Source organism: Stenotrophomonas maltophilia group sp. P373, assembly GCF_053295075.1.
The window spans coordinates 227,513-251,932 of record NZ_CM129994.1 but is presented as its reverse complement, the minus strand read 5'-3'; the positions used below and the strand labels follow the sequence as shown (position 1 = coordinate 251,932).

General features: G+C 67.9%; 20 protein-coding genes. 7 read left to right on the top strand and 13 right to left on the bottom strand.

Annotation, left to right across the window (positions count from 1 at the left end):
- Nucleotides 1–177: 177 nt before the first annotated feature.
- Nucleotides 178–1,029, bottom strand: coding sequence for a formyltetrahydrofolate deformylase (gene purU / locus ACSYHF_RS01095; RefSeq protein WP_005420671.1), 852 nt, complete (start codon nucleotides 1,027–1,029; stop codon nucleotides 178–180).
- A gap of 114 nt (nucleotides 1,030–1,143) precedes the next feature.
- Here purU and ACSYHF_RS01090 point away from each other — a divergent pair, with 114 nt between their 5' ends.
- A complete protein-coding gene (locus ACSYHF_RS01090) occupies nucleotides 1,144–2,055 on the top strand; it encodes a LysR family transcriptional regulator (RefSeq protein ID WP_262220891.1) in 912 nt (303 codons plus the stop codon).
- A gap of 3 nt (nucleotides 2,056–2,058) precedes the next feature.
- On the opposite strand, the gene ACSYHF_RS01085 is transcribed toward ACSYHF_RS01090, so the two are convergent.
- From ACSYHF_RS01085 to ACSYHF_RS01075, 3 genes are all read right to left on the bottom strand, one after another.
- A complete protein-coding gene (locus ACSYHF_RS01085) occupies nucleotides 2,059–3,159 on the bottom strand; it encodes an NADH:flavin oxidoreductase/NADH oxidase (protein WP_222523718.1) in 1,101 nt (366 codons plus the stop codon).
- Nucleotides 3,160–3,318: 159 nt separating this feature from the next.
- The gene (locus tag ACSYHF_RS01080) at nucleotides 3,319–4,125 is read right to left on the bottom strand and encodes an NAD-dependent protein deacetylase (RefSeq protein ID WP_069138089.1); all 807 of its coding nucleotides are present in this window, start codon (nucleotides 4,123–4,125) and stop codon (nucleotides 3,319–3,321) included.
- 43 nt (nucleotides 4,126–4,168) lie between these two features.
- Nucleotides 4,169–4,570 (bottom strand): acyl-CoA thioesterase, encoded by a 402-nt coding sequence (locus tag ACSYHF_RS01075; RefSeq protein ID WP_065724127.1) that lies wholly within the window; start codon nucleotides 4,568–4,570, stop codon nucleotides 4,169–4,171.
- A 90-nt stretch (nucleotides 4,571–4,660) separates the two neighbouring features.
- Here ACSYHF_RS01075 and ACSYHF_RS01070 point away from each other — a divergent pair, with 90 nt between their 5' ends.
- On the top strand, nucleotides 4,661–5,296 hold the full coding sequence (locus ACSYHF_RS01070; RefSeq protein WP_447576016.1) for a LysE family translocator: 636 nt from the start codon (nucleotides 4,661–4,663) through the stop codon (nucleotides 5,294–5,296).
- 102 nt (nucleotides 5,297–5,398) lie between these two features.
- Here the strand turns inward: ACSYHF_RS01070 and ACSYHF_RS01065 are convergent, their stop codons facing one another.
- The 4 genes from ACSYHF_RS01065 to ACSYHF_RS01050 form a co-directional block, all read right to left on the bottom strand.
- Complete coding sequence (locus tag ACSYHF_RS01065; RefSeq protein WP_005420683.1) at nucleotides 5,399–6,418, bottom strand: ribonucleotide-diphosphate reductase subunit beta; 1,020 nt, start codon at nucleotides 6,416–6,418, stop codon at nucleotides 5,399–5,401.
- Between the two features lie 147 nt (nucleotides 6,419–6,565).
- Nucleotides 6,566–8,968 carry a ribonucleoside-diphosphate reductase subunit alpha gene (locus ACSYHF_RS01060; protein WP_053499270.1) on the bottom strand — a complete coding sequence of 801 codons (2,403 nt, stop codon included), beginning with the start codon at nucleotides 8,966–8,968 and terminating at the stop codon, nucleotides 6,566–6,568.
- 636 nt (nucleotides 8,969–9,604) lie between these two features.
- The gene (gene zapE / locus ACSYHF_RS01055) at nucleotides 9,605–10,705 is read right to left on the bottom strand and encodes a cell division protein ZapE (RefSeq protein ID WP_065178408.1); all 1,101 of its coding nucleotides are present in this window, start codon (nucleotides 10,703–10,705) and stop codon (nucleotides 9,605–9,607) included.
- Complete coding sequence (locus ACSYHF_RS01050) at nucleotides 10,702–11,373, bottom strand: alpha/beta hydrolase (protein WP_447576014.1); 672 nt, start codon at nucleotides 11,371–11,373, stop codon at nucleotides 10,702–10,704. Before ACSYHF_RS01050 ends, zapE begins: the two co-directional genes overlap by 4 nt.
- Before the next feature lie 43 nt (nucleotides 11,374–11,416).
- Between ACSYHF_RS01050 and ACSYHF_RS01045 the strand changes: the two genes are divergently transcribed.
- Nucleotides 11,417–12,274, top strand: coding sequence for an EamA family transporter (locus ACSYHF_RS01045; RefSeq protein ID WP_188239509.1), 858 nt, complete (start codon nucleotides 11,417–11,419; stop codon nucleotides 12,272–12,274).
- A gap of 118 nt (nucleotides 12,275–12,392) precedes the next feature.
- Here ACSYHF_RS01045 and ACSYHF_RS01040 read toward each other — a convergent pair whose 3' ends face one another.
- From ACSYHF_RS01040 to ACSYHF_RS01030, 3 genes are all read right to left on the bottom strand, one after another.
- The gene (locus tag ACSYHF_RS01040; protein ID WP_447576012.1) at nucleotides 12,393–13,838 is read right to left on the bottom strand and encodes an ExeM/NucH family extracellular endonuclease; all 1,446 of its coding nucleotides are present in this window, start codon (nucleotides 13,836–13,838) and stop codon (nucleotides 12,393–12,395) included.
- Nucleotides 13,839–14,012: 174 nt separating this feature from the next.
- The gene (locus tag ACSYHF_RS01035) at nucleotides 14,013–14,531 is read right to left on the bottom strand and encodes a c-type cytochrome (protein ID WP_005420711.1); all 519 of its coding nucleotides are present in this window, start codon (nucleotides 14,529–14,531) and stop codon (nucleotides 14,013–14,015) included.
- A gap of 195 nt (nucleotides 14,532–14,726) precedes the next feature.
- Entirely contained in the window at nucleotides 14,727–15,344 is a 618-nt protein-coding gene (locus tag ACSYHF_RS01030; RefSeq protein ID WP_005420712.1) for a TetR/AcrR family transcriptional regulator, read from the bottom strand.
- Between the two features lie 158 nt (nucleotides 15,345–15,502).
- Here ACSYHF_RS01030 and ACSYHF_RS01025 point away from each other — a divergent pair, with 158 nt between their 5' ends.
- The 3 genes from ACSYHF_RS01025 to ACSYHF_RS01015 are packed head-to-tail and all read left to right on the top strand — an operon-like array spanning nucleotide 15,503 to nucleotide 20,296.
- On the top strand, nucleotides 15,503–16,666 hold the full coding sequence (locus ACSYHF_RS01025) for an isovaleryl-CoA dehydrogenase (RefSeq protein WP_005420715.1): 1,164 nt from the start codon (nucleotides 15,503–15,505) through the stop codon (nucleotides 16,664–16,666).
- Nucleotides 16,667–16,676: 10 nt separating this feature from the next.
- Nucleotides 16,677–18,287: a carboxyl transferase domain-containing protein gene (locus tag ACSYHF_RS01020; RefSeq protein WP_053499283.1), complete on the top strand. Its 1,611-nt coding sequence runs from the start codon at nucleotides 16,677–16,679 to the stop codon at nucleotides 18,285–18,287.
- Between the two features lie 26 nt (nucleotides 18,288–18,313).
- Nucleotides 18,314–20,296, top strand: a complete 1,983-nt coding sequence (locus ACSYHF_RS01015; protein ID WP_447576010.1) for an acetyl-CoA carboxylase biotin carboxylase subunit — start codon at nucleotides 18,314–18,316, stop codon at nucleotides 20,294–20,296.
- Between the two features lie 19 nt (nucleotides 20,297–20,315).
- On the opposite strand, the gene ACSYHF_RS01010 is transcribed toward ACSYHF_RS01015, so the two are convergent.
- On the bottom strand, nucleotides 20,316–21,482 hold the full coding sequence (locus ACSYHF_RS01010) for a putative peptide maturation dehydrogenase (RefSeq protein WP_338168050.1): 1,167 nt from the start codon (nucleotides 21,480–21,482) through the stop codon (nucleotides 20,316–20,318).
- A gap of 138 nt (nucleotides 21,483–21,620) precedes the next feature.
- Between ACSYHF_RS01010 and ACSYHF_RS01005 the strand changes: the two genes are divergently transcribed.
- A complete protein-coding gene (locus ACSYHF_RS01005; protein ID WP_065178400.1) occupies nucleotides 21,621–21,917 on the top strand; it encodes an NHLP-related RiPP peptide in 297 nt (98 codons plus the stop codon).
- 7 nt (nucleotides 21,918–21,924) lie between these two features.
- Here the strand turns inward: ACSYHF_RS01005 and ACSYHF_RS01000 are convergent, their stop codons facing one another.
- Complete coding sequence (locus ACSYHF_RS01000; RefSeq protein WP_447576007.1) at nucleotides 21,925–24,417, bottom strand: putative peptide modification system cyclase; 2,493 nt, start codon at nucleotides 24,415–24,417, stop codon at nucleotides 21,925–21,927.
- Nucleotides 24,418–24,420: the final 3 nt, after the last annotated feature.

The following is a 24,420-nucleotide window of genomic DNA, read 5'->3' as shown; positions in this document are numbered from 1 at the left end:
CCTATAGATCGCGGGACGGCCGAACCGGGGGCTTTTCATTGGATGAAATCAGGATTCGGTAGTGCCGGCCGCTGGCCGGCAACCTCGGGATCTCTGCAGTTGCCGGCCAGCGGCCGGCACTACCGGATAGCACCCGTGGTAGCGCCGGGCCATGCCCGGCGGACGCGGGATGGGCGATTACCGGAACACCACCGTGCGATGCCCATTGAGCAGGATGCGGTGCTCCACATGGCGGCGGACCGCGCGCGCCAGCACCAGCGATTCGGTATCGCTGCCCAGCCGCACCAGCTCGCGCGGAGCCATCGCGTGGTCCACGCGGGCCACGTCCTGTTCGATGATCGGGCCTTCGTCCAGATCCTCGGTGACGTAATGCGCGGTGGCACCGATGATCTTGACCCCGCGCGCGTGCGCCTGATGATACGGCTGCGCGCCCTTGAAGCTGGGCAGGAAGCTGTGATGGATGTTGATCGCACGGCCGGCCAGCGCGCGGCACAGCGTGGGTGACAGGATCTGCATGTAGCGCGCCAGCACCACCAGGTCGATGCGCTCACGCTCGACCAGGTCGATGATCTGCTGCTCCTGCACCGCACGCGTATCGGCGGTCACCGGCAGGTGGTGGAACGGTACCTGGTAAGACGCGGCCAATGGCGCAAAGTCGGCGTGGTTGGACGCCACCGCCGCGATATCGACCTTCAGCTGGCCGCTGTGGGCACGGAACAGCAGGTCGTTGAGGCAGTGCCCCTGCTTGCTGACCAGCACCAGCAGGCGTGCCCGGCGGCGCCCATCATGCAGCTGCCAGTCCATGCCGAAGCCTTCGGCAAGTTTGGCCATCGCGGCATGCACGGTCTCCAGCAGCAGGCTGGCATCGCGGTCGAAATGCACGCGCAGGAAGAAGCGGCCACTCTCCTCATCGCCGAACTGCTGGGCGTCGAGGATGTTGCAGCCGTGGTCGAACAGCAGGCCGGACACTCGGTAGACGATACCGGTACGGTCGGGGCAGGACAGGGTGAGGATGGAATCGGGGCGCATCTCCACAGTGTAGGGCAGCTTCCTGCCCAGCAGCCGGATGATCACCGATGCAACCGAACCGCTTGGTTCAGTCCCAAGCGATACTTGGCCATCACCGTGGCAAGCTGGTCGGTCATGAACCTGTTGCAACTGATCCGCAGCTTCACCCGCACCGCAGAGACCGGCAGCATTGCCGCCGCGGCCCGCATCCTTGGCATCAGCGCCACCGCAGTCGGCCAGAACATCAGCCGACTGGAAGCGCATCTGAGCGTACGGCTGCTGAACCGGAGTACGCGCCAGCTGGCCCTCAGCGAGGCCGGCGCGCTGTACCTGGCGCAGGTGCGCCACATCGAGGGCGACCTGGCGCGCGCGCAGGCGATGGTGACTGCCGGTGATATCGAACCGGCCGGTCCCCTGCGCATCGCCAGCAGCAGCGCCTTCGGCCGCCACGTGCTGGCACCGTTGCTGCCGTCACTGCAGCAGCGCTACCCGCAACTGCAGCTGGAGCTGCGCCTGACCGACCGCGCCGTGCAGCATGGTCCAGAGGCGGTGGATGCCAGCATCCGCATCGGCGCGCAGCTGGAGGACGGTGTGGTCGCACGGCAGCTGGCGCGCGTGCCATTCGTGTTCTGCGCCTCACCAACCTACCTGAAGACCCATGGCACGCCGCAGGAACCCTCGGACCTGGGCAGCCATCGCGGGCTGCTGCACCGCTTCCCCACCGATGGCCGGCCGCTGCGCTGGGGCCTGCTGAAGGACGGCCAGCGCGTGGACGCCGCGCTGCCGCCGAGCATGGTCTGCGATGACATCGATGCGCTGGCGTCGCTGGCGGCGGCCGGTGCCGGCATCACACGATTGGCTGCGTTCGTGGCCGAGCCCTACCTGCGCGACGGCCGCCTGCAGGCGGTGTTCGGCGCCGACACGGCGTGGCGCCCGGAGCCGATGGAGGTCTATTTCTGCGTCAGCGACCGCCGCGACTTCACCGCCAAGATCCGCGCGCTGTTCGAGCATCTGCAGGCCGGCATGGCGCCGGCTTGGCGGGTGTGAGCCTCAGCGCGTCTTGAACACGCCACGCGCCTCGCGCGGCTCGCAGCGCAGGTACTGCGGCGCCGGCTCCACGCTGTCGCGCAATGCGGCAGCAGCGTGCCACGGCCAGCGCGGGTCGTAGAGGATGCCGCGTGCCAGCGCTACCGCATCGGCGTGGCGATGGCGCAGGATCGATTCGGCCTGCTCCGGTTCGGTGATCATGCCCACCGCGATCACCGGCATGCGTACCTTGGCCTTGATCGCCGCGGCGAACGGCACCTGGTAACCGGGACCGACGGTGATCTTCTGGCGTTCGTCCAGGCCACCGCTGGAGACATGCAGGAAATTGCAGCCGCGCGCGTCCAGCACCTGGGCCAGCGCTTCGCTCTGCACCAGGTCCCAGCCACCCTCGACCCAGTCGCTGGCGGAAATGCGCACGCCCACGGCGATCTTGTCCGATACCGCCGCACGCACGGCGTCGAACACCTCCACCAGCAGGCGCAGGCGGTTCGGTAGCGAGCCGCCATAGCCATCGGTGCGGTGGTTGCTCAGCGGCGACAGGAACTGGTGCAGCAGGTAGCCGTGCGCGGCATGCAGCTCGATCAGCTCGAAGCCCAGGCGCTCGGCGCGCACCGCACTGGCGGCGAAAGCGGCGATGAGCTCGGCGATGCCGGCCTCGTCCAGTTCCTGCGGTGCCGGATCGGCGGCATGGAACGGCAGCGGCGACGGCGCCACCGTGGCCCAGCCACGCGCATCATCGCCCGGCAACTGGCCGCCGCCGTCCCACGGGCGCTTCACCGAGGCCTTGCGACCGGCGTGGCCGAGCTGGATGCCCAGCGGCATCGGCGACCAGCGGCGGACGCTGGCCAGCACCTGTGCCAACGCGGCCTCGGTGCCGTCATCCCACAGGCCGAGGTCGGCCCAGCTGATGCGGCCGCGCGGCTCGACCGCAGTGGCTTCCAGGATCAGCAGGCCGGCGCCGGACTGCGCCAGGTTGCCCAGGTGCATGGCGTGCCAGTCGCTGGCGCGACCGTCTTCGGCGGAGTACTGGCACATCGGCGCGATGACGATGCGGTTGGACAGGGTGAGGGGGCCGAACGAGATCGGCGAGAACAGCTGGCTCAAGACGGTGATGAACGACGTAGGGGGTGCGTATTGCACCGCTGCGCGGCTCGCGGATCAACCATCTGGATGGATCGCTGTTTCGTGTGACCTGCAGCAGCCGAGCGTGCGCCCGGCTCTACAGAAGCCCTCGCCCCTTGTAGAGCCGAGCCCGTGCTTGGCTCAGCGCGCAGCCCACGTGGCCAGCGCTTCAGCGCAGTCCCGCTCATCCTTGAACAACAGCAGGTCGTCGGCTCGGGTGCGGCCTCGGTTCAGCGCCACCACCGGCAACCCTGCCTTCGCGGCCGCCTGCACGAAGCGGAAGCCGGAATAGACCATCAGCGACGAGCCCACCACCAGCACGGCATCAGCCTGTTGCAGGTGGTCATGCACCGCCGCCACCCGTTCACGGGGCACGTTTTCGCCGAAGAACACCACGTCCGGTTTCAGCAGGGCGCCGCAGGACGGGCAATCGGGCACCACGAAGCTGGAGAAATCGGTCTCCAGATCGGCATCGCCATCCGGGGCGATGCCGGCCTCCAGCGCGTCCCAGCCCGGGTTGGCGTCCAGCAGGCGCTGCTGGAAGTCCTCGCGACCGCTGCGGCGTTCGCAGCCCATGCAGCGCACCTGATCCAAGCGGCCATGCAGGTCGATCACGTTGTGGCTGCCGGCGCGCTGGTGCAGGCCATCCACGTTCTGGGTCAGCAGCACCTGCAGCTTGCCGCGGCTTTCCAGGGCGGCCAGGGCCTGGTGGGTGCCGTTGGGCCGGGCCAGGCCGAAGCGCGGCCAGCCCAGCAGGCTGCGCGCCCAGTAGCGCTGGCGGGTAGCCGCCTCGCCCATGAACGCCTGGTAGGTCACCGGCGGCGTACGTTTCCACTGGCCGTCGGCATCGCGGTAGTCGGGAATGCCCGAGGCAGTGCTGCAGCCGGCGCCGGTCAGCACGAACAGGCGCTGGGCGCGGTCGATGAAGTCGGTCAGCGGCGGGGTCATGGGAGCCAGATGGGGGCGCGTGGGCGCCCCCGCAAGCGGCGGCTCAGGCCGTCGGCAGCGGCGGCACCGCGATCGGGTGGCCTTCCTCGTCCAGCGCGATCATCACGAAGTGGCCGCGGGTACACAGCTTGCGCTCGCCGCTGTGCAGGTCTTCGGCGACCAGCTCCACCTCGACCTTCATCGAGCTGCGGCCGACTTCGACGATGCGGCCGATGGTCTCGACCATCTGGCCGATGCGGATCGGCAGCTTGAAGTCGACCTGGTCGCTGCGCGCGGTCACTACGGTGCGGCGCGAGTAGCGGGCGGCGGCCAGGAAGGCCGCCTTGTCCATCCATGCCAGCGCCTGGCCACCAAACAGGGTGCCGAGGTGGTTGGTGTGGTTGGGGAAGACGATTTCGGCCATGCGCACTTCGGTGGGCGGCACGGTCTCGGGGATCGGGGTCATGGGGGTGCTTCGGTGTGGGGTCCGGCAATTTTAAGCCAGGCCCCGTGCAGGCGGCGCTACACTGCGCCACGCCCCCTGCCAGGACCGCCCATGCCCGCGACCTCCGACCTGCTGGCCTTCGCCCTCATCTCGCTGGGCATGGTGCTCACGCCCGGGCCGAACATGATCTACCTGGTGTCGCGCTCGATCTGCCAGGGCCGTCGCGCCGGCCTGATCTCACTGGCCGGGGTGGCGCTGGGCTTCGTGTTCTACATGCTGTGCGCGGCACTGGGCATCACCGCCCTGCTGATGACCGTGCCGTTCGCCTACGACGCGCTGCGCATCGGTGGCGCGCTGTACCTGTTGTACCTGGCCTGGCAGGCAGTGAAGCCGGGCGGCCGCTCGCCGTTCGCGGTGCGCGACCTGCCGCCGGATGGCCCGCGCAGACTGTTCACAATGGGCTTCCTGACCAACCTGCTGAACCCGAAAATCGCGGTGATGTACCTGTCGCTGCTGCCGCAGTTCCTGCATCCGGACAGCGAAGGCAGTGTGCTGATGCAGTCGATCGTGTTGGGCTGCACCCAGATCCTGGTCAGCGTCAGCGTGAACGGCCTGATCGCGCTGACCGCCGGCAGCATCGCCGGCTTCCTGACGGCGCGCCCAACCTGGCAGGCGGTGCAGCGCTGGCTGATGGGCACGGTGCTGGCCGGTCTGGCGGTGCGCATGGCGGTGGAAGGGCGGCGCTGATCGTAGAGTCGAGCCATGCTCGACTCTACAAAAGCCAGGCGCGCAACAAAAAACCCCGGCATCGGCCGGGGTCTTTCGTTGCGACAGGCCTGACCGGTTCGATCAGAAGTTCATGTCGAAGGCGACTTCGCCCTGCACGCCGACCTGGTAGGCCGAGACGCGGCGTTCGAAGAAGTTGGTCAGTTCCTGCACGTCCTGCAGTTCCATGAACGGCAGCGGGTTGCGCACGTTGTACTTCTTTTCCATGCCCAGCTTGGCAAAGTGCTGGTCGGCGCAGTGCTGCAGGTACTGGCGCATGTCGCGGGTGGAAATGCCAGCCACGCCACCGGACAGCACGTCCTCGGCGAACTGCACTTCGCATTCGATGGCTTCGGCCAGCATGTCGTAGACCTGCTGCTTCATTTCATCGTCGAACAGGTCCGGCTCTTCCTCACGCACCACGCGCACCGACTCGAAGGCGAACTCCATGTGCGCGCTTTCGTCGCGGAACACCCAGTTGGTGCCCGAGGCCAGGCCTGGCAGCAGGCCGCGCGAACGGAAGTAGTACACGTAGGCGAACGCAGCGAAGAAGAACAGGCCTTCGATGCAGGCAGCGAAGCAGATCTGGTTGAGCAGGAACTGGCGGCGCTGTTCGCGGGTCTCGATGCGGGTCAGGTCCTGGATCGAGTCGATCCACTTGAAGCAGAAATCGGCCTTCTTCTTGATCGAGTCGATGTTCTCCACCGCCGAGAACGCCTTGGCGCGCTCTTCCGGGTCCGGCAGGTAGTTGTCGAGCAGGGTCAGGTAGAACTGCACGTGCAGCGCTTCTTCATACAACTGGCGCGACAGGTACATGCGCGCTTCCGGCGCATTGAGGTGCTGGTACAGGTTCAGCACCAGGTTGTTGGACACGATCGAGTCGCCGGTGGCGAAGAACGCGACCAGGCGGTGGATCAGGTGGCGCTCGCCCGGCGACATCTTGCTGTGCAGGTCGGTGATGTCGATCTGGAAGTTGATCTCTTCCACCGTCCAGGTGTTCTTGATCGCATTCCGGTACATGTCATAGAACTGCGGGTAGCGCATCGGGCGCAGGGTCAGTTCAAAACCGGGATCGAGCAGCATCTGCTTGGGCTTGTCGGCCATGGGTGTTTCCTTGAATTCTCGGGTCAAAACGCCGGGCATGGCCCGGCGCTACCTTGGTGTTTCCGTGCTGCAGCCGAGCATGGCTCGGCTCTACAGGTGCGAGGTGTTCGAGTGCCGACCAACGGTCGGCACCCACCGCGCGGCGTGTTACTGGCAGGCCTCGCAGGCTTCCGGGTTTTCCAGCGAGCAGGCGATGGCTTCGTCCGGGCTGAACACCTTGGCCGGTGCGGCGGCACTCACCGTGGTCTTGGCGATCTTGGTGGCCGGGCGCGAACGCAGGTAGTAGGTGGTCTTGATGCCCTGCTTCCAGGCGTACATGTACATGGAGGACATCGCGCCGATGTTCGGGCTTTCCATGAACAGGTTGAGCGAGGCCGACTGGTCGATGAAGGCGCCACGCTCGGCGGCCATGTCGATCAGCGAACGCATCGGCAGTTCCCACGCGGTGCGGTAGACCTCGCGCAGCGTTTCCGGGATCTGCGCCACGCCGGCGATGGAGCCTTCGGCCAGCTTGATGGCATCGCGCATCTCCGGCGTCCACAGGCCCAGCTTCTTCAGCTCGTTGACCAGGTAGCGGTTGACCTGCAGGAAGTCACCGGACAGGGTCTCGCGCTTGAACAGGTTGGACACCTGCGGCTCAACGCACTCGTAGCAGCCGGCGATCGAGGCGATGGTCGCGGTCGGCGCGATCGCGATCATCAGCGAGTTGCGCAGGCCGTGTTCCTTGATGCGCTCACGCAGGGCATCCCAGCGCGCAGTGTCTTCCGGCACCACGTTCCAGGCATCGAACTGCAGTTCGCCGCTGGCGGCACGGGTGTCGTTGAACGACGGGTGCTTGCCGCGTTCCTGGGCCAGCTCGCAGGAGGTTTCCAGCGCGTGGAAGTAGATCGCTTCGGCGATCTTCTTCGACAGCGCGCGGGCTTCGGCGCTGTCGAACGGCAGGCGCTTGCGGAAGAACACATCCTGCAGGCCCATGCAGCCCAGGCCGACCGGACGCCAGCGCAGGTTGGCGCGGCGGGCGGTTTCGATCGGGTAGAAGTTCAGGTCGATGACGCGGTCGAGCTGGCGCACGGCCAGGCGCACGGTCTCGGCCAGCTTCTCGAAGTCGAACTCGTTGTGCTCGTCGAAGTGGTTGCCCAGGTTGATCGAACCCAGGTTGCACACTGCGGTTTCATCGTTGGAAGTGACTTCCAGGATTTCGGTGCACAGGTTGGACAGGTGGATCACGTTGCCCGGACGCAGGGTCTGGTTGCTGGCGCGGTTGCACTTGTCCTTGAAGGTCATCCACCCGTTGCCGGTCTCGGCCAGCGTACGCATCATGCGGGCGTACAGCTTGCGCGCGGAGATGGTGCGGTTGGCCTTGCCTTGGGCTTCGGCCTGCAGGTAGGCAGCCTCGAAGGCTTCGCCAAACAGGTCGGTGAACTCCGGCACGACGCGCGGATCGAACAGCGACCATTCCTGGTCGGCCTCGACGCGCTTCATGAACAGGTCCGGCACCCAGTTGGCCAGGTTCAGGTTGTGCGCACGGCGGGCTTCGTCACCGGTGTTGTCACGCAGTTCGAGGAAGTCCTCGATGTCGGCGTGCCAGGTTTCCAGGTACACGCAGGCTGCGCCCTTGCGCTTGCCGCCCTGGTTCACCGCGGCCACGGACGAATCCATGGTCTTCAGCCACGGCACGATGCCGTTGGAGTGGCCGTTGGTCGACTTGATCAGCGAACCGCGCGAACGCACGCGGGTGTAGCTGACGCCGATGCCGCCGGAGAACTTCGACAGCTGGGCGATGTCGCCGTACTTGGCATAGATCGACTCCAGCGAGTCCTGCGGCGAGTCCAGCAGGAAGCACGAGGACAGCTGCTCGTGGGTGGTGCCGGAGTTGAACAGGGTCGGGCTGGACGGCAGGTAGTCCAGGTTGCCCATGCGCTTGTACAGCGCCAGGGTCTCGGACACGTCCTCGCTCAGCGCGCTGGCGATGCGCAGGAAGAACTGCTGCGGGGTCTCGATCACCTTGCGGGTGTGCGGATGGCGCAGCAGGTAACGGTCGTACAGGGTACGCAGGCCGAAGTAATCGAAGTTCAGGTCCAGCGCGCCGTCGATGGCGTCGTTGAGCTTGCGTGCATTGGTCTGCACGAAGTTCAGCAGGCGGTCGTTGATCAGGCCGACTTCATGGCCGCGGCTGACCGACTGCGAGAAAGCGTAGATTTCCTGGCCCGAGACTTCCTTGGCGATGTAGTTGGCCAGCAGGCGCGCAGCGAGGCGGCCGTACTCGGGCTCTTCACCGATCAGCAGGGCGGCGGTGCGGATGGACAGTTCGTCCAGCTCGCGGGTGGTGGCGCCGTTGTACAGGCCGGAAATGGTGCGGGTGGCCACGCGCATCGGATCGACGGCGTGCAGGCCTTCGGAGGAACGCTGCACCGCGCGCACGATCTTGTTCAGGTCCACCAGCTCGGTGGTCCCGTTGCGCTTGGTCACACTCATCGCGTTGGCCGTCGGCGGCGACGTCAACAGGAACTCGCTTTCCTTCTCGATGGTGGCGCTGGATTCGGTGCTCACGGCGTATGTCCTCTTGGCGTGATTGGGGGTGCTCGATGCATCGGGGTGACGCAGCCCGGGACATGACGGCCCAGGATGGCAGGACGGCGTCGCAGGGGATGAGACCCTGCGCCTGCCACTGCCGTTGACGATCGCGGATGGGTGCTGCTTCCAACCCCCAGACCTGGGGTTGCTGCGACCGACGGCCACAAGATAGTGGGGGTAGTGGGGTCCGTCAACGCCAAATGTAGTGAAATTCGGCAATCCCTTGCGCCGCAAGGATCGTGCCGACGGCGCCCGGATCAGACGCTTCAGACCTGCCGGAACGGGCTGCGCAGTCAAGCCCGAAAGGCGTCACTGCGGTGGCACAACGCACCGCGGAAACGGAACAATGACAGCTTCACATGACAGTGATGAAACTGGCTAGGGACAACCCTGTGGATAGAGCGTGGGCAGCCGGTGGGAATCCGGTGGATGCCGGGATCACCCGCCGGGCAGCGACGCGAGGCTGAACATGTCGGCCGGGCCGGAGGAGCGGCCGCAGGGAAACGCCGTTGCGCCCTATCCCCCGATCATTGCCGGCCAGCGGCCGGCACTACCGGAATCCCAGGGTGGTCGTGCCGGCCGCTGGCCGGCATTGCATTCGCGCGGAACCCCTCACGCCCGGTGCGGGGTGCCCAGGTACTCGGCGCTCTGCATCTCGATCAGGCGCGAGGCGGTGCGCTCGAACGCGCCCTGCAGGCGCTGGCCGGTGTACAGCTCGACCGGCGAGGTGCTGGCGGTGCAGACCAGGTTGACGTGGCGGTCGTACAACTCGTCGATCAGGTTGACGAAGCGGCGCGCGGCATCCTCGTTCAGGCGATCGAAGGCCGGAATGCCGCCCAGCAGCACCGTGTTGAACTCGTGCGCGATCTCGATGTAGTCCGAGGGCCCGCGCGGGCCCTCGCACAGCGCGGCGAAATCGAACCAGGCGATGCTCTTGCCGCGGCCGCGGACCGGAATCTTGCGGCCCTCGATCTCGATGTTGCCGGGCCTGGCCGGTTGGCCGCCGCTCAGTTCGCTCCAGCGCGTGGCCAGCCAGTCGTCGCTGTCGGCGGCCAACGGTGCGCGGTACACCGGCGAGCGGGTCAGCGCGCGCATCCGGTAGTCCTCGGTGCCTTCGGCGTACAGCTCCACGCAGAAGCGCTGCAACAGGCCGATGGCCGGCAGGAAGCTCTCGCGCTGCAGGCCGTTGAGATACAGGTTCTCCACTGCGGTGTTGGAGGTGGTGACCAGGGTCACGCCCTCGGCGAACAGGCGCTCCAGCAGCCGCGCCAGCAGCATCGCATCACCGATGTCGGTGACGAAGAACTCGTCCAGCACCAGCACGCGCAGGTTGCTGCGCCACTCCTGGGCGATCTTCGCCAGCGGGTCGCTCTGCCCCTGGTGCTCGCGCAGACGCTCGTGGACGCTGCGCATGAAGCGATGGAAATGCGTGCGGTATTTCTGCTTGATCGGCAGCCCGTCGTAGAACAGGTCGACCAGGAAGGTCTTGCCGCGGCCGACGCCACCCCAGAAGTACAGGCCCTTGACCGGCTCGGGCTTCTTCCAGAACGAGGACAAGCGGTCCAGCCAGCCGTCCTCGGCACTGTCCAGCAGGCCCAGGTGGATGCGGTCCAGCTCGGCCAGCGCTGCATGCTGGGCCGGGTCGTCCTGCCAGTCACCACGGGCGACCCCTTCCGCGTACCGCTGCGACGGGGTCAACTCGGTTGCACTCATGCCGCCGCGCCCAGCCAATGCTTCACGCCGTGGGTCAGCGCGCCGCGCAGGTCGATCAGCTTGCGGTGGAAGAAGTGGCTGGTCTCGGGCATGCGCACCAGCTCATGCGGGAACTCCAGCGTGTCCAGCCACTGGTAGACAGCCTGCGGGTCGACGATCTCGTCCTGCTCGCCCTGGATCACCAGCCAGCGCGCCGGCGGTACGATGCCATCGAAGTCCCAGCGGCCGGCCGGTGGCGCGATCGAGATCAGCGCCTCCGGCTGCAGCGCGGCAGCCGCCTTCAGCGACACGAACGAACCGAAGCTGAAACCGGCCAGCCACAGGCGGTCGTCCGGGCGCTGGCTGCGCACCCAGGCGGCGACGGCCTTCAGGTCATCCTGCTCGCCCACGCCGTGGTCGAACTCACCGGCCGACGCGCCGACGCTGCGGAAGTTGAAGCGCACCGTGGCGATGCCCAGCTCGCGCAGGGTGGTGGCGGTCATGGTGACCACCTTGTTGTGCAGGGTGCCGCCTTCGGTGGACAGCGGATGGCAGACAATGGCCACGATCGGCTGCACCGGCACATCGGCCTTGGGCAGGTCGACGACCACTTCCAGCGGGCCGGCCGGGCCATCCAGTTGGAGACAGGCGGTTTCGCCGGGGGCGACGGGGAACGAGGGCTTGTGCATGGCACCATGATACCGTCCCCCGCCCCTGCCCTGTGCCCGCCCCATGCTCTACCTGTCTTTGGCCGTGATCTGCAGCGTGCTGGTTTCGGTGGTGTTGAAGGTGGCTGGACGCCGCCAGCTGGATGTCGCGCAGATGGTCACCTGGAACTATCTGGTGGCGGCAACGCTCACCGCGGTGGTGCTGCAGCCGCCGCTGGATGCGCTGCGCGCGCCGCATGCGCCGTGGCTGTCATTGCTGGCGCTGGCGGTGGTGCTGCCCTCGATCTTCCTGGTGCTGGGCCGCGCAGTGGCGGTGGCCGGCATCGTGCGCAGCGATGTGGCGCAGCGCCTGTCGCTACTGCTGTCACTGGCTGCCGCCTTCCTGTTCTTCGGCCAGAGCGCGACGCCGTGGAAGCTGGTCGGCCTGGCGCTGGGCCTGGTCGCCATGGTGGCGATCAGCCTGCGCCCGCGCGGCCCGGCGGTGGCGTCCTCGCCCGGCGGCTGGGGCTGGCTGCTGGGCGTATGGGGCGGGTTTGCGGTGGTGGACGTGCTGCTCAAGCAGGTGGCGCTGTCGGGCACGCCGTCGATGGCGGCGGTGCTGGCCAGCTTCAGCGTGGCCTTCGTGCTGATGCTGGCCCTGCAGCTGTGGCGGCATGTCAGTGGCCGCAGCCAGCTGGCCTGGCGCAACCTCGGCGCGGGTGCGCTGCTGGGCCTGCTCAATGGCAGCAACATCCTGTTCTATGTGCATGCGCACCAGTCGATGCCGGACAACCCGGCCACCGTGTTCGCCGGCATGAACATCGGCGTGGTGGTGCTGGGTGCACTGGTGGGCGTGTTCGTCTTCGGCGAGGCCACCACGAAGTGGAACCGTGCCGGTTTGGCGCTGGCGGTGCTGGCGATCGGCTTGATCGCCTGGGGGTGAGCATGTGCATCGGGGTCAGATACCATTCCGTGGGAATGGGATCCGACCCCTGACGCGACCATTGCCCCGGGGTCGGATCCCATTCCCACGGAATGGGCTCCGACCCCGGCGTTGAGGGTTATTTGTCGAAACCCAGCAGCAGCGGGTCGTGGTCGGAGCTGCGCCACGGGCCCTGCACGTTGCGGCCCTCGTAACCGCTGGCGTCCTGCTCGTCGGCGTTGCTGTGCCATTCGGCGGCACCGCGCAGGCGCTTGGCCATGCCCGGGCTGAGCAACGCGTGGTCAAGGCGGCCGGTGTAGCCGTTGTAGACGTAGCTGTAGGGATGCTCGACCTTGGCGACCTTGAACGCGTCCTGCCAGCCCAGGTCGTACAGGGTGCGGATCGGGTCTTCCATCGCGTAGGCGTTGAAATCGCCCAGCAGTACCGCGTCCTTTGTACCGGTACCGGTCGGATCCGTCTGCAGCCAGGCATGCAGCTGCTGCGCCGAGGTCACGCGGGTGGCGTTCCAGCAACCCTGGTTGTCGTTGCGGTCGGCGTCGGCGCCGCTTGCGTCGCGGCAGCCCTTCGACTTGAAGTGATTGGCCACCACCACGAACGGCGCGCCCTGCTTGCCCTGGAAGGCCTGCGCCAGCGGCACGCGGCTGTGCTCGACGAACGGGCCGCCGGTCAACGTGGCCGGCGTGCCGACCGGCTGCAGGCGTGAGCTGCGGTAGATGATGCCGACCCGGATCGGGTTGTCGCCGGGGCCGTTGCCGGCATCGACGAAGCGCCAGTCGCCCTGCGTGCCGCGGTCACGGTTGAGCGCATCGACCAGTTCGGCGATGGCCGACTGCGGTCCGTAGCCGTCGTTCTCCAGCTCCATCAGCGCGGCGACGTCGGCGCCCAGCGCGTTGACCGTGGCGACCAGCTTGGCCACCTGCGCTTTGTGCTCGTCCAGCGTGCGGGCGCCGCGCAGGGTCGGGAAGCCGCCGCCCTGGCCATCACCGTTGAAGAAGTTCTCCAGGTTGAAGGCGGCCACGTGCAGGCTACCCGGCACGGTCGGCACTGCGGGGCGCTTGAGTTCCGGCAGTTTCAGCGCACCCTCGACCTGCAGGCGCGGACGGCCCTGTGCATCCACGCGCACGATGCCCTCCACATTGCGCAGCTGCATGCCAGTGCGCAGCACCGGGTTGCCCGGCAGGTAGGCCACGCTGGCCGGATCGCGGGCATCGCTGCCATCGTCCAGCACCAGGCGACGACGCTGGTTGTCGGCCATCACCTGCTCATAGCCGGCCGTACCCGGCGCGGCCACTTCGGTCGGCTGCCAGAGGCGGCCATCGAAGGCTACGGTGAGCTGGCCGAAGCGCTCCAGGCCGTCGCTACCGGCCAGGGTCAGCGGTGCGGCGATGCGCACGCGCTGGCCATCCAGCGCGCGCCAGTCGGCCGGCGCGGCGGTCAGCACCACGGTGGCGCTGCTGCGCGCGGCGGAGGGTGGCGCGACCGGTGCGGCCTGCGGCTGGGCCTGGGCAAAGGCGCTGGCCGGCAGCAGCAGGCACAGGGCAAGGGCGAGGGAACGGCGGCGCATCGACGGGCGATTCCTTGGAAGAGGGCGCACAGACTAACCCTGAAATGCGAAACGCCGCCTGCGCAGCGGGGTTTTGACCTTGGTGGGCAAAGCCTGGGTAGTGCCGGCCGCTGGCCGGCAACCTCATGACCCTCGTGCGGTGTGTGGTTGCCGGCCAGCGGCCGGCACTACCGCTTACTTCAGATTGGCCAGCATCCAGTCCACGGTGGCGTGGATCTGTTCTTCGGTCAGGGCCGGGTTGCCGCCCTTGGGCGGCATGATGCCGCCGTCGGGGCCGGTATAACCCTCGATGGCGTGCTTGTAGAGGGTGTCCTTGCCCTGTGCGATGCGCTTGTCCCAGTGCGAATGGTCCAGCGTCGGTGCCATGCCCACGCCGGTGGTGTGGCAGGCGGTGCACAGGTTGTCGAAGATCACCTTGCCATCCTTGGTGCCGCCGTAGGCCACCTGCGACGCGGCCTTGGCCAGCGCGGCGGCCTTGGCTGCGGCCTGCGCGGCGGCGCCGGTACTGCCGGCATAGACCGCGCCGGTGGGCGAGATGCGCTGTTCGGTGCGCTTGGCTGCGGTCGGCGACACCTCGGGCGGAATCCGGGTGTGGATGTAGGCGGCAAGGAGGATGAGGCCGAGGGTGATGGTCGCCAGCAGCGCGATCACCATGGAGAAGCGTTTCAGGAACTCCAGATCGTAATTCCGCACTCTTCGTTACCCCTGGCTGATAGTCGTTGGACCACGGCTGAGCGACTGCGTGATGGGCCGAGTATAGAACGCACTTTGCGTGCGGCAACAGGCGTCACTGCTGATGCGGCGCAGCATGCCGGGGCTGGGGTCAGATCCCTTTTGCGCCGCAAAAGGGATCTGACCCGAGCAACAGAAGCCGGCCAGCGGCCGGCGCTACCGGATTGCCGGGGCGCCGATCGCACGCAGGCAGAAGCTGCAGATCGCATCCACCAGCGCGTCTTCGTCGCGGTGCGCTTCGCGGCTGGGCGCGGTCGGGCCGACCATCGCTTCGGTGAAGGCACCGACCAGGCACGCGGCGGCCACATGCGCGTCCTGCACCGGCAGCTCGCCGGCCGCTACGCCCTCCTCCACCAGTCGCAGGAACACGTCGCCGAAGGCGCGACGGCCGCGCATGCGCTCGGCTTCCACGTCCGGGTCGACCGGTTCAACGATGAAGGCGTGCGCCAGCCCCGGCCCGGCCAGGGCACGGCGGACGAAGGCGGTGATCGCCAGCCGCAGCCGCTCGCTGGCCGCCTCCGGGCCACTGGCGATGCGCTCCATGATCGCGACCTCGTGGGCGACGGCGGCATTGAGGACTTCCACGAACAGCTCTGCCTTGGACGGGAAGTGGCGATAGATCAGGCCGGTGGACACCCCGGCCTGGGTCGCCACGGCCGTCACCGGAGCATTGCGCCAGCCGCCCGTGGCGACCAGCTCGCGGGTGGCCAGCAGGATCCGTTCACGGGCGCCCGCCAGGCGTTCTTCCATCAATGCAGAGCGTTTATAAGCCATGTTCTGATTCTAGTTTCAATTTTTGAATTCGTATTCACTTCTTACCCGAACCCCGCTACGCTGGGGCCATCGCCCGTGTGGGTGGCGGTCCTGCAGACCGCCCCCCACTCCCCTGCCGGGTGCGTCCATTCCTGCCATCCCGCCGTGGAGCCACCACAATGCACGTGCCATCCCTGAACTTCGATCTTGGCGAAGACATCGACCTGCTGCGCCAGAGCGTGGCCCATTTTGCCGCCGCCGAGGTCGCTCCGCTGGCCGCCGAGGCCGATGCCAGCAACCAGTTCCCGCTGGCGCTGTGGCCGAAGCTGGGCGAACAGGGGCTGCTGGGCCTCACCGTGGAAGAAGCATACGGCGGCACCGGCATGGGTTACCTGGCCCACGTGGTGGCGATGGAAGAGATCTCGCGCGCGTCCGGCGGCATCGGCCTGTCCTATGGCGCGCACTCCAACCTGTGCGTGAACCAGCTGCGCAAGAACGGCAACGAGGAACAGAAGCAGCGCTTCCTGCCCGACCTGTGCAGCGGCGCCAAGGTGGGCGCGCTGGCGATGAGCGAACCGGGCGCGGGTTCGGACGTGGTGTCGATGAAGCTGCGTGCGGACAAGCGCGGCGACCGCTACGTGCTCAACGGCAACAAGATGTGGATCACCAACGGCCCGGACGCCGACGTGCTGGTGGTCTACGCCAAGACCGACATGGACGCCGGTGCCAAGGGCATCACCGCGTTCCTGGTCGAGAAGGGCATGAAGGGCTTCTCCACCGCGCAGAAGCTGGACAAGCTGGGCATGCGCTCTTCGCCCACCTGCGAGCTGGTGTTCCAGGATTGCGAGATTCCTGAAGAGAACGTGCTGGGCCAGGTTGGCGGTGGCGTGCGCGTGCTGATGTCCGGCCTGGACTACGAGCGCGTGGTGCTGTCCGGTGGCCCGCTGGGCCTGATGGCTGCGGCGATGGACGTGGTGATGCCGTACGTGCACGAGCGCCACCAGTTCGGCGAGCCGATCGGCAGCTTCCAGCTGATCCAGGCCAAGATCGCCGACATGTACGTGGGCCTGGGTGCCTGCCGCGCGTATGTCTATGCCGTGGCACGTGCCTGCGACCAGGGCCGCACCACCCGCCAGGACGCCGCCGGTGCCATCCTGTACGCCGCCGAGAAGGCCACCTGGCTGACCGGCCAGGCGATCCAGATCCTGGGCGGCAACGGCTACATCAACGAATACCCGACCGGCCGCTTGTGGCGCGATGCCAAGCTGTATGAGATCGGCGCCGGCACGTCCGAGATCCGCCGCATGCTGATCGGCCGCGAACTGTTCCAGCGCACCCTGTAAGGCCACTGCGATGACCGTATTGAGCACCCAGCTGCAACCGGGCAGCGAAACGTTTGAAAGCAACCGCGCGGCCATGCAGGCCGTGGTCGACGACCTGCATGCCACCCTCGCCCGCACCGCGCTGGGTGGCAGCGAAGCCGCACGCGCCAAGCACACCGCGCGCGGCAAGCTGCTGGTGCGCGACCGCATCGACGCCCTGCTCGACCCGGGCAGCGCGTTCCTGGAAATCGCGCCGCTGGCCGCGCACGGCATGTACGAAGACGCCGTGCCGGCCGCTGGCGTAGTGGCCGGAATCGGCCGGGTGAGCGGCGTGGAATGCGTGATCGTGGCCAACGACGCCACGGTCAAGGGCGGCACCTATTACCCGATGACGGTGAAGAAGCACCTGCGCGCGCAGGAGATCGCCGAGCAGAACCACCTGCCCTGCATCTACCTGGTCGATTCCGGTGGCGCGTTCCTGCCGCTGCAGGACGAAGTCTTTCCCGACCGCGACCATTTCGGCCGCATCTTCTACAACCAGGCCAACCTGTCGGCACAGGGCATTCCGCAGATCGCCTGCGTGATGGGCAGCTGCACCGCTGGTGGTGCCTATGTGCCAGCGATGAGCGACGAGACTGTGATCGTGCGCGAGCAGGGCACGATCTTCCTCGGCGGCCCGCCGCTGGTGAAGGCGGCCACCGGCGAAGTGGTGACGGCCGAGGAACTGGGTGGTGCCGATGTGCACACGCGCATCTCCGGCGTGGCTGACCACATGGCCGACAACGACCTGCAGGCACTGGCACGGGTGCGCGCGATCATCGCCCAGCTCAACTGGCGCAAGCCGGAACCGGCCATGGCGGTGCAGGCGCCCGAGGAACCGCTGCTGCCGGCACACGAACTGTACGGGGTGATCCCGGCCGATACGCGCAAGCCCTACGACGTACGCGAAGTGATCGCGCGGCTGGTCGATGGCTCACGCTTCGACGAATTCAAGCCGCGCTACGGCGCAACGCTGGTCACCGGCTTCGCCCATCTGAACGGCTACCCGATCGGCATCATCGCCAACAACGGCATCCTGTTCTCCGAGTCGGCACTGAAGGGCGCGCACTTCATCGAGCTGTGCACCCAGCGCAACATCCCGCTGGTGTTCCTGCAGAACATCACCGGCTTCATGGTCGGTCGAAAGTACGAACAGGGTGGTATCGCCAAGGACGGCGCCAAGCTGGTGATGGCCGTGGCCTGCGCCAAGGTTCCCAAGTTCACCGTGGTGATCGGTGGTTCGTTCGGTGCCGGCAACTACGGCATGTGCGGCCGCGCCTATTCGCCGAACTTCCTGTGGATGTGGCCGAACGCGCGCATCGGCGTGATGGGTGGCGAACAGGCCGCCAGCGTGCTGGCCACGGTCAAGCGCGATGGCATCGAGGCCAAGGGTGGCCAGTGGCCGGCAGCGGAGGAAGACGCGTTCAAGGCACCGATCCGCGACCAGTTCGAGCAGCAGGGCCACCCGTACTACGCCAGCGCGCGCCTGTGGGACGACGGCGTGATCGATCCGGCCGACACCCGCCGGGTGCTGGCGCTGGCGCTGTCGGCCAGCCTCAACGCCGCGCCGCAGCAGACGCGCTTCGGCGTGTTCCGCATGTAACCCGTGCCATGACCGAGCCTGTTGCCATGTTCACCAAAGTCCTGATCGCCAACCGCGGCGAAATCGCCTGCCGCGTCATCGCCACCTGCCACCGCCTCGGCATCGCCACCGTGGCGGTGTATTCCGATGCCGACCGCAACGCACGCCATGTACGCCTGGCCGACGAGGCCATCCACATCGGCCCGGCCGCCGCGCGTGAGAGCTACCTGCGCGGCGATGCCCTGCTCGACGCCGCACGCCTGACCGGCGCGCAGGCGATCCACCCCGGCTACGGCTTCCTGTCCGAGAATGCCGACTTCGCCGATGCCTGCGCTGCCGCCGGCATCACCTTCATCGGGCCACCGGCCAGCGCCATCCGCGCGATGGGCGACAAGAGCGCGGCCAAGGCCCTGATGGCCAAGGCCGGTGTGCCACTCACCCCGGGTTACCACGGCGACCAGCAGGCGCCGGATTTCCTGCGTACGCAGGCCGACGCCATCGGCTACCCGGTGCTGATCAAGGCCAGCGCCGGTGGCGGTGGCAAGGGCATGCGCAAGGTCGAACGCAGCGAGGACTTCGTCGATGCACTGGCCAGCTGCCAGCGCGAGGCCGTCTCGGCATTCGGCAACGACCATGTGCTGGTCGAGAAGTACGTGGAGCGCCCGCGCCATATCGAGATCCAGGTGTTCGGCGACAGCCACGGTGAGGCGGTCTACCTGTTCGAGCGCGATTGCTCGGTGCAGCGCCGCCACCAGAAGGTGCTGGAAGAAGCGCCCGCCCCGGGCATGAGCCCCGAACGTCGCGCGGCGATGGGCAAGGCGGCGGTCGATGCCGCGCGCGCGGTGGGCTACGTCGGTGCCGGAACGGTGGAGTTCATCGCCGGCCCGGACGGCGATTTCTACTTCATGGAAATGAACACCCGCCTGCAGGTCGAGCACCCGGTCACCGAGTACATCACCGGCACCGACCTGGTGGAGTGGCAGCTGCGCGTTGCCTCGGGCCAGCCGCTGCCGCTGCGCCAGGAGCAGCTGGCGATCCACGGCCACGCCATCGAGGCGCGGCTGTATGCCGAAGACGCTGACCGTGGTTTCCTGCCGTCCACCGGCCTCCTGCGCCGCCTGCGCCTGCCGGCGCCGTCGACTCATGTGCGCGTGGATACCGGTGTCGAGGAAGGCGACAGCATCACGCCGTACTACGATCCCATGATTGCCAAGCTGATCGTCTGGGACGTGGACCGCGACGCCGCGCTGCGCCGCATGAGCCAGGCCCTGGCCGACTGCCAGGTGGTGGGCGTGACCACCAATGCCGGTTTCCTGCGCCGCCTGGTGAACACCGATTCGTTTACCCACGCCAAGCTGGATACCGCGCTGATCGAGCGCGAGCAGGCCGCATTGGGCCGGGTGAGTGGCAGCGATGATGCGCTGTGGCTGCTGGCGGCGGTGGCCGCCGTGGCCACTACTGCAGGTGCAGCCAGCGATGCGCGCGACCCGCATTCGCCGTGGCAGGCGCAGAACGGCTGGCGCCTTGGCGCGTCCGCGCCGCGCGTGCTGCCGCTGCAGCAGGGCGAATGCCGGCACACGCTGAAGGTGTGGGCGCAGGCCGATGGCTGGCGCGTGCAGTGCGATGACGCGGCGCCCGTGCAGGTGATCGGCACAGCCGATGTACGGGGGCTGGCGGTGCAGCTGGGCGGGCGCCGCTGGACACTGCAGCTGCTGCGCGACGGTGACCAGCTGTACCTGTTCGGCACCGACGGCCAGCACCGTTTCACCCTGCATGATCCGGTGAGCGAATCGGACCACGCCGTGGCCGATGCCGGCAGCCTGCTGGCACCGATGCCCGGGAAGATCGTGGCCACGCTGGTCGCCGCCGGTACCGAGGTCAAGCGCGGCACGCCGCTGGTGGTGCTGGAAGCGATGAAGATGGAGCACACCCTGCAGGCGCCGGCCGACGGCACGGTGAAGGGCTACCGCGCCAAGGCCGGTGACCAGGTCAGCGACGGCGCGGTGCTGGTGGACTTCGAAGCGGCGTGAACGCCGGGGCGACGGTCGCTCAGCGGTCGTCGCCCGCCGTCACCCGACCTGCGGGATCGAATTCGGCCGTGTCCAGCGTGGCACTGCGCCAGCCCAGGCCGCAGATGGCCATCGCGCTCTGACCGATGCCATCGAAGCCGAAGGCACGATCGACATCGGCATCGTTGATGGCCGCTGTCACGAACGCCGCCAGCCCGCGCTCGGTCGCGCACAGGTACAGCAGCTGCGAGATGTGGCCGACATCGAGCGTCACCGCACGATGCGCCTTGGCGTGGTTGCGGTACTTCCAGAAGCAGCGGTCATAGCGCGGCGCCAGCACCAGCATCGCCGGCGCATCGGCGAACCACGCCTGCCCGGACAGCATCCGCCGCGCCAGCGCCGGCAGTGCCTGCGGCGGTGGCGAGGGCAGCGGCAGCACGGCGTGCTGCACCGGGTGGTAGTGGTACAGGCCCGGTGCCAGTCCTTCCACGTTCTGCACCAGCAGGAAGCCTTCGGTAGGATGCAGGCCGCCACCGGAAGGCACGTTCTTCTTCAGGAACTCGGTATCGCGCTCGACCTTCTGCACCGCGTGCGCCATCAGCGTGCGCTGCAGCACCTGGGCCAGCAATGGCAGCGGCAGCGCGCGCTGCGGGTCGAAATTGCGGCAGGTGGTGCGGCGCGCCAGCAGTGCGTCGAACGCGGCCTCTTCGCTGCGCGGCAGCGGCTGGTAGTCGCCCTGCATCGGCTGCACCACCGGCGGTGGCGGCCCCAGGCGCTGGCGCAGGCCGGCCGCGGTGTCCAACCCCTGCCGGCGCATGTCCTCCACGCTGTCCACGGCCTGCCAGCGTGCATGGCGATGGGCCATTGCAGCCAGCGGCCACCACTGGCTGCGCCGCAGCGCCTCGTCGCGCAGCTGGTGCCCCACCTCGCTCGGCGGGTCGGTCAGCAGCAGGCCCTGCTCGACCAGGCGGGCCAGCATCGCCGGGGAGGCATCGGCGGGCGGTTCGCTCCAGCGGTGCGCGCTGAGCTCGCCCAGCAGCTGGCGCTCCTCGGCGTCCACCGGCAGTGGCTGGTCCAGATGCGCGGCCAGCGCCACCCAGCTGATCTGGCTGTCCATCTCGGCGTGGCCGGCCAGCATCGCGCGCAGGTCCAGGGTGACCGCCTCGCGGGGCTCGAACATCAGGCTGGCGCAGCGGCGCAGGCGCATAAGTTTCCTTCCTTCTGCCGCACAACCGGCATAGCAGCAACGACCGCGGCGCGGCCAACTTTAGCGATGTGCGCAGCGCGGCCCTCAATGGCAGGCTGTCGCGGCCGATACGAGAAACTCCACCTACGGACGATCCCCATGAGCACCCATCCCCGCCTTTCCGCCGCAGACGCCAGCACCCTGCTGGACCACCTGATCGGCAGCGACGACTTCCGCCGCCACTTCACCGCGTCGCCGGCGAAGGCGCTGGCCTCGATCGGCCTGGACGGTGCCGTTGGCGAGAACGACTGCATGAAGATCGGCACCCTGGCCTCGGTCGAGGAGCTGAGCCAAGTGCGTGACGGGCTGCAGGCCCACCTGTCCGGGTCGGTGGCGGCCATGACCGTGGTGTTCTGCTTCGAAGCGGGCAAGGTCGGCGAGCGCATCGACGGTTGACCCGCCATCAGGGTGCGCCGGCCGTGGCCGGCGATGCCCACGTGGACACGTCATGCACGTTCAGTGGTTGCCAGACCTGCATGGCGGTGACCTCGGCAATGGCCTGGCCGCGATGCTGGGCCAGCCAGGCCTGCTGGCGGCGCACGGCGGCTTCATCGCCCTGCGCACGCAGCGCGAGCAGCAGCACGACGCGCGCCTGCACCGGCTCGCTGCCATCCAGCATCGGCTCGATCAGGGCGCGGGCAGCCTCGGGGCGCTGCATCTGCAGCTCATCCATGGCGCTGACGATGCGCAGCCAGCGGTCCGCGACCGGACTGCGCAGGCTGCGCAGCAGGGGCCGCTGCTCGTCCAGCCAACGCCTGGCCAGTTCGAACTGGCCCTGCCGCTGCGCCAGGTGGACCAGTGCCAGCCATTGCAGGCCACGGGCATGCAGCATGGGATCATCACGCTCCTGCAGCATCGGCTGCAGCAGCGCCGCGATCGCCTGCAGCTCGACACGGTCAGCGCCCGGGCACAACGCCGCCACGCTGGCGTGCTGCAGGCGCTGCTGCACCTGAAGATCGACCAGCGTCGGCGCCGCTGCATCTTCGCGTATCGCCCGCTGCATCGCCGGGCAGTCGCGCTGCGCGGCCGCCAGCAGCAGCTGCGCACGCAGCTTCATCCGCTGCTGCAGGGCATCGCTGGCATGGATCTGCGGCAACAGCTTCGCTGCCTTGGCGTACTGCCCCTGCGCCACCAGCACATCCACGCCGGTCTCATCGGCGTCATCACGGCCGCGCAGGATCTGCGCCTGTGCCAGTGTTTCGGCGGCAAGCTGCGGTTGATTGGCAGCGATCTGTATCCGCACCAGGTGAACCAGCGGATACAGCCGCAGCGGATCCTGCGGCACTGCGGCGGCACGCGCATAGGGCTCGGCCTCGCTGAACTGGTTGGCCTGCAGCAGGTACCAGGACGTGTTGGACAGCCCCGCGAACGAATCCGGATAGACCTTGGCCAGCGTGCGCCATTGCTCCAGCGCCCAGCCACCCGGCTCCAGCTCGGCCGTCCAGGCCTTCAGGTACAGCCGCTCGCGTGGCGGCAGCCGATCCTGCAGGTCCAGCGCATGCTGCATGGCTTCGCGTGCTCGCCGCCCTTCCTCGACGCGCGCATGCAGTTTGGCCACGCCCATGTAGGCCAGGGCGAAACCGGGATCGATATCGATCGCCGCCTGGTAAAGGTTGCGCGCCTCCTCGAAGCGACGCTGGCCCAGTGCACTCTCCGCCAGCGCGAATGCACGCAGTGCGCGCAGGTCCTGGGTCGATGCCCGCGGCAGCGGCAACGACTGTTCCAGGCTCGCCACCGATTCGCCCAGTCCGCGCCGCAGGCGCCCGACCACATCGTCCACCGCGAACACCATCTGATCGGATCGATCCGCGGTGGCGGTGAACGTCTGGATCACCTGGCCGCTGCCCGGTGCTGCGACGTCGATGGCCAGCTCGTAGCCACCGATCTTCTGCCGCACGGTCGGCAACAGCACGGCGCGCGCGCCTTCCCGCACCGCCACGTTGGCCGCGGTATCGCGGCTGAGCCGGGTATCGCCGGAGAGCCGCGCCATTTCCAGGCTTTCGCGGATCTTGCCCTCCGACAGCACGTTCACGTAGCGCGACTGCTCCAGCGCGATCCGGATCGCATGCCGCATCGAGTCGTCGAAGATCGGGTCGCCGGTGAGGTTGTCGACATCGCCGAGCACCACCCAGTCGCGCTCAGCGAACGCAATCGCCGGTTCCGGCCGCAGCAGCAGCCAGCCGCCGAGCACCGCCACCGCCAGCACCAGGCCTTCGGCGGCCAGCACCAGCGGCTGCCGCCACAACGGCAGGTCGCGGCGGGCCTTGGCATTGGCACGCGGCATGCGCAGCGGTGCGGAGCCGATCTCGCCCACTTCGATCACTTCCTGTACCACCGGCACGCCCTTGAAGCGCCAGCGCCCGTGCGACTTCCACAACAGGCGCGTGCCGCGCTCGCCCAACGCATCGGTGGCACGGCGGGTCAGCGATTCGGCTACCGCCGACAACAGGATCTGGCCGGGCTGCGCCAGCATCATCAGGCGCGCCGCCATCGGCTTGGCCAAGCCTTCCACTTCCATCGACTTGGCGCCGGCGCGGACCGCCTCTGCACTGTTTTCCCAGGTCAGCACGTCACCCACATGCAGGCCGGCACGCGCGCGCAGTTCAATCGCACGCTGCTGGCCCAGCGCATGTAGTTCGCGCTGGTAGTCCAGGGCGAAGCCCAGGGCATCGATGGCGCGCTCGAACAGCATGAACAGGCCGTCCGAACGATCGATCAGCTGGCCATTCCAGCGGTGCTGCAGCACCAGCACCAGGCGGTCGTGTTCCTGGAACAGGCTCGCCGCCGCCACGTCGCCGATCCGCTCGACCAGCTGCAGCGAATCACACAGATCAGTGAACAGCAGGGCGCGTAGCTGTGGGCTATGCGGGGCTGACGTTCCGTTGTCGCCATTCATCGC

Bases quoted from the DNA above. Each gene is read 5' to 3' on its own strand.
- purU (WP_005420671.1), bottom strand. From the start codon at position 1,029: ATGCGCCCCGATTCCATCCTCACCCTGTCCTGCCCCGACCGTACCGGT.
- ACSYHF_RS01090 (WP_262220891.1), top strand. From the start codon at position 1,144: ATGAACCTGTTGCAACTGATCCGCAGCTTCACCCGCACCGCAGAGACC.
- ACSYHF_RS01080 (WP_069138089.1), bottom strand. From the start codon at position 4,125: ATGACCCCGCCGCTGACCGACTTCATCGACCGCGCCCAGCGCCTGTTC.
- ACSYHF_RS01075 (WP_065724127.1), bottom strand. From the start codon at position 4,570: ATGACCCCGATCCCCGAGACCGTGCCGCCCACCGAAGTGCGCATGGCC.
- ACSYHF_RS01070 (WP_447576016.1), top strand. From the start codon at position 4,661: ATGCCCGCGACCTCCGACCTGCTGGCCTTCGCCCTCATCTCGCTGGGC.
- ACSYHF_RS01065 (WP_005420683.1), bottom strand. From the start codon at position 6,418: ATGGCCGACAAGCCCAAGCAGATGCTGCTCGATCCCGGTTTTGAACTG.
- zapE (WP_065178408.1), bottom strand. From the start codon at position 10,705: ATGAGTGCAACCGAGTTGACCCCGTCGCAGCGGTACGCGGAAGGGGTC.
- ACSYHF_RS01050 (WP_447576014.1), bottom strand. From the start codon at position 11,373: ATGCACAAGCCCTCGTTCCCCGTCGCCCCCGGCGAAACCGCCTGTCTC.
- ACSYHF_RS01045 (WP_188239509.1), top strand. From the start codon at position 11,417: ATGCTCTACCTGTCTTTGGCCGTGATCTGCAGCGTGCTGGTTTCGGTG.
- ACSYHF_RS01040 (WP_447576012.1), bottom strand. From the start codon at position 13,838: ATGCGCCGCCGTTCCCTCGCCCTTGCCCTGTGCCTGCTGCTGCCGGCC.
- ACSYHF_RS01030 (WP_005420712.1), bottom strand. From the start codon at position 15,344: ATGGCTTATAAACGCTCTGCATTGATGGAAGAACGCCTGGCGGGCGCC.
- ACSYHF_RS01025 (WP_005420715.1), top strand. From the start codon at position 15,503: ATGCACGTGCCATCCCTGAACTTCGATCTTGGCGAAGACATCGACCTG.
- ACSYHF_RS01020 (WP_053499283.1), top strand. From the start codon at position 16,677: ATGACCGTATTGAGCACCCAGCTGCAACCGGGCAGCGAAACGTTTGAA.
- ACSYHF_RS01015 (WP_447576010.1), top strand. From the start codon at position 18,314: ATGTTCACCAAAGTCCTGATCGCCAACCGCGGCGAAATCGCCTGCCGC.
- ACSYHF_RS01010 (WP_338168050.1), bottom strand. From the start codon at position 21,482: ATGCGCCTGCGCCGCTGCGCCAGCCTGATGTTCGAGCCCCGCGAGGCG.
- ACSYHF_RS01005 (WP_065178400.1), top strand. From the start codon at position 21,621: ATGAGCACCCATCCCCGCCTTTCCGCCGCAGACGCCAGCACCCTGCTG.
- ACSYHF_RS01000 (WP_447576007.1), bottom strand. From the start codon at position 24,417: ATGAATGGCGACAACGGAACGTCAGCCCCGCATAGCCCACAGCTACGC.